Source organism: Candidatus Desulfolinea nitratireducens (assembly GCF_982879505.1).
Window position 1 is genome coordinate 1,614 of sequence record NZ_CEYOSI010000096.1, and the last position, 4,220, is coordinate 5,833.

Below are 4,220 nucleotides of genomic sequence, written 5' to 3' on the forward strand. Positions count from 1 at the left end.
AACGGAACTGGCAACGGCAAAACGGAACTGGGCAACGGCAAAACGGAACTGGCAATGGCAAAACGGAACTGGCAACGGCAAAACAAAACTGGGCAACGGCAAAACAAAACTGTGTAACGGCATAACGGAACTGGCAACGGCAAAACAAAACTGTGCAACGGCATAACGGAACTGGCAACGGCAAAACGGAACTGGGCAACGGCAAAACGGAACTGGCAACGGCAAAACGGAACTGGGCAACGGCAAAACGAAACTGTGTAACGGCAAAACAAAACTGTGTAACGGCATAACGGAATTAGCAACGGCTCTGTGGTGAAGCTTTTCTAAGCACCTACTCCACCTCATTCACGATGCGGACGGCGATTTCTGAAATAGACCATGCTCCAAAAAATGAATTGTTTGCTCCGCTACCCTTCTGTCTAACATGATCAATGGATGACTGACAGGCAGAACCAGAAAAGCTGCCATGCCCTCCAGTTTTGTGTTTTCTATGGACATCCTCCCGTCGTTTTCGCCCTCGATCATCTTTGATAAAAGCGGATTGATCGTCCGATTCCCTGCGATAATGCCAACCTCAAATGGCGCGGGACCCAAAGACCTTGGAAGATCATTTTCGGACGTCCCTAACTCTTTCCCGGCCGGACCGTTCACTGCACCGAAGAAAGGCCATTTGCTCAAGGTATCTACCACTTCGCTCCCACCGTTTGGTGGGGCCAACATCACAACGCGCCCGATTTTAATATTTGCCTTCGAAGCCGCCAACTGACGGACGATGATCCCGCCCAGAGAGTGTGTTACGAAATGGATCGGTTCGGACCCATACCTAAAACATTGTTCAATCGCTGGAAGGACAAAATCCATTGCGAGCTTTTTAACTGGGTGTTTGTGCGATGGGTACGAGATATTGCAAGGCGAATAACCAGCCCTTTGAAGCCGATTTGCCAGATATGCCATCGAAAGGGAGGCTCTGCCGAGTCCGTGCAATAACGCAACATTGGCCGATCGCTTTTCTTTATATTCAAATGCTGTCATAGTCGTTAGAGTACATTTTTCACGCTATTCGCAGGGGGCTGGCAAACAAGGGCGATTTCGCGAAGCATCCTTTAAGGCATCGTCCTTTAGCTCATAGCCCGCGGGGTTTACCTACGGGCGGATAGGTGCAATTCTATTTGTCGTTCATCCCAGAGCGCTTTGCTTTCTGCATCGCTGGCGGGGAACCAGCCTGCGGGGAGGGTTTTGTTCTTCATTAGTTTTCGCTTCTTTTTTCGGTGCGGACTGAAGTCCTTCCTCAATTCGTGAAAGCCCCTACGGGGCTAAAAGCACCCAGCCCGCAGGGCTTCCATGAACTAAGGCAGGGATTTATCCCGCCGAACACGTGCGGCAGTTCCTTTTGTTACTCACCCCGAGAGCACTTTGCTCTCTGCATCGCTGGCTGGGAACCAGCCCTTTGAAGCCGATTAGCCAGATATGCCATCGAAAGGGAGGCCCTCCCGAGTCCGTGCAGGAGGACGGTTCTTTTAACATTCACTCCCACTCGATCGTCGCGGGCGGCTTCGACGTAATATCATACACCACCCGGTTGATCCCCTCCACCTCGTTCACGATCCGGCTCGAGATCTTCGCCAACGCCTCATGCGGGAGTTGCGTCCACCCGGCGGTCATAAAATCATCCGTCGTCACGGCCCGGATCGCAATCGCCTCCTGATACGTCCGCTGATCGCCCATCACCCCCACCGATCGCACATTCAGCAGCACCGCGAAAGCCTGGGATGTCGCCGCGCCTTTACCCAACATGCCTATATTGGATAGCTCCTCCAGCAGGATCGCGTCCGCCGCTCTTAAGCGTTTCACCCGATCAGGGGACACCGCTCCCAGGCATCTCACGGTCAATCCCGGACCCGGAAATGGCTGCCGCCAAACCAGCTTCTCCGGCAGCCCCAGCGCCTCCCCGACTGCGCGCACCTCGTCTTTGAAAAGGTAGCGCAAAGGCTCAACCAGCTCAAATTGCATATCTTCCGGTAAGCCCCCCACATTATGATGACTCTTGATCTTCGCCGCCTTATCCCGATCTGGCGCAGAGGATTCGACCACATCAGGGTAAATCGTCCCCTGCACCAGAAAGCGGGGTTGCCCCACAGATTTTGCCTGCTCTTCAAAAATCCGGATAAATTTCTCCCCCACGATCCGGCGTTTTTTCTCAGGGTCGCTCTCCCCCGCCAACGCCCCCAGAAAATCATCAGCTGCATCCACAGCGACCAATTCCGCGCCAAGATGCTCACGAAAAGCGGAAATAACCTCCTCCGATTCATTTTTGCGCATCAGTCCCGTATCCACATAAACGGCGACGAGTTGCTCCCCAACCGCCTTATGCACCAACGCCGCCGCGACCGATGAATCCACGCCCCCGCTGACAGCCGCGAGAACGCGCTCATCCCCAACCTGTTTGCGAATTGCCTCCACGCTGGCCTCGATGATATTATCCGGCGTCCAATCAGCTTTTGCCCCGCAAATATCCACGGCAAAATGTTTCAGGATCTCGGACCCATTTGGGGTGTGATGCACTTCAGGGTGGAATTGCACCCCGAAATATTTGCGCTCAAAATCGCCCATTGCGGCGTAGGGGCTGTTCCCCGATTTTGCCAGCGCGACGAAACCCTCCGGCAACTTTGTGATTCGATCCCCGTGTGACATCCAGACTGTGGAGAGCACATCCAGCATCGTCCCCGGTATCAGGGCTTCGATCTCGGCGTGACCATATTCGCGCTCAGTGGATGGATCCACCTGCCCGCCAAGGGCAACGGTCAGGGCTTGCATCCCATAGCAGATGCCGAGAATCGGGATTCCTGAATCCAAAATATATGCAGGAGCTTGCGGCGCGCCATCCGCATAAACGGAGGCAGGCCCGCCAGAGAGGATAAAACCCTGGGGCTTGAGCGCGAGAACCTGAGATTCTGGCGCGTCCCAGGGGAATAATTCGCAGTAGACGTGATTTTCTCGCACACGGCGTGCGATCAGTTGGGCGTATTGTGAGCCGAAATCGAGGATGACGATTGAGTTCATGGGTTTAATATAGGGGCGACCGGACGGTCGCCCTAACGAAAAACTAGTCAGAAAAAACGATCTTGTCACCATCCATCGAAGCGATGCAGGCCAGCGATTTGACAAGGAAGCCCAGTTTTTCAAGCGTCTCACGCCCGCCCTCAAAGCCCTTTTCGATCAACGCGCCCACGCCGACAACCTTTGCACCTGCGATCTCAGTCAGGCGAACCAACCCGAGGATGGTCGCGCCGCTGGCAAGAAAATCGTCGATGATCAGGACGCGTTCTCCGTTGGTGAGATATTCAGGGGAGACGATCAACTCAACCGTGCGGCCTTTGGTATGTGAGGGAGCGAGGGTCAGAAAAACCTGATCGGGCATGGTGATCGGTTTGCTTTTTCTGGCATAAACGACGGGCAACCTCATATATTTGCCTGCCATCACTGCCGGAGCGATCCCGGAGATTTCGGCGGTCAGAATTTTTGTCGCTTCAACGTCATTGAAGAGCTCGGCAAATAATCTGCCTGCCTCATCCATTAAGACGGCATCCACTTGATGATTAACGAATCCATCTACTTTGAGGATGCCATTGCCGAGGTTTTTACCATCTTGCAGAATACGTTCTTTCAGGGTGTTCAAAAGGATCTCCTTGGGCGGTTTAGCGAATCAACATATGAATTAGCACAACTAGACAACTTTCGTACCATTGTACAACGTGAATCGGCTCTTGTGTTAGAATCCGCCTCGTGATAAAAAAAGAAAGCCATTTAATACTATTGGCGTCGCAATCTCCGCGCCGACGTGAATTACTTTCCTGTACTGGTTTAGGTTTCGATGTCACATCTGCTGATGTAGACGAGAGCATTCTGCCCGATGAAAGCCCTGCCAATTATGTCCTGCGCTTGGCAGAAGCCAAGGCGCGGGCTGTCCCCCATCCTGGCCTTCCCCCTGGGGAGGAAGGTACAAGCTCCCTCTCCCTCAGGGAGAGGGCAGGGGGTGAGGGCATTGTGATCGGCTCAGATACAGCTGTGGTGGATGCTGATCAAATCCTCGGCAAGCCTCGGGATGCGCGCGAAGCGGAAGCAATGCTCCGGCAACTGCGCGGACGTACGCATCAGGTCTACACCGCGATCGCGATCTATCATCCAGAAGGTGGGATGCTGGAAACCGACTTATGCATTAG

At 53.7% G+C, this 4,220-nt stretch carries 4 protein-coding genes; 1 reads left to right on the top strand and 3 read right to left on the bottom strand.

From position 1 onward, the window contains the following. Nucleotides 1-345: 345 nt before the first annotated feature. The 3 genes from AC3DOM_RS09835 to xpt all read right to left on the bottom strand — a co-directional run bounded on the left by AC3DOM_RS09835 (nucleotide 346) and on the right by xpt (nucleotide 3,676). Nucleotides 346-1,032 (bottom strand): esterase/lipase family protein, encoded by a 687-nt coding sequence (locus tag AC3DOM_RS09835; RefSeq protein ID WP_487918870.1) that lies wholly within the window; start codon nucleotides 1,030-1,032, stop codon nucleotides 346-348. A gap of 492 nt (nucleotides 1,033-1,524) precedes the next feature. After that, nucleotides 1,525-3,060, bottom strand: a complete 1,536-nt coding sequence (guaA, locus tag AC3DOM_RS09840; protein WP_487918871.1) for a glutamine-hydrolyzing GMP synthase — start codon at nucleotides 3,058-3,060, stop codon at nucleotides 1,525-1,527. A gap of 43 nt (nucleotides 3,061-3,103) precedes the next feature. Further along, a complete protein-coding gene (gene xpt, locus AC3DOM_RS09845; RefSeq protein WP_487918872.1) occupies nucleotides 3,104-3,676 on the bottom strand; it encodes a xanthine phosphoribosyltransferase in 573 nt (190 codons plus the stop codon). Between the two features lie 107 nt (nucleotides 3,677-3,783). On the opposite strand from xpt, the gene AC3DOM_RS09850 reads away from it, so the two are divergent. Next, nucleotides 3,784-4,220 (top strand): Maf family protein (locus AC3DOM_RS09850; protein WP_487918873.1); only part of this gene is annotated, 437 nt, incomplete at its 3' end.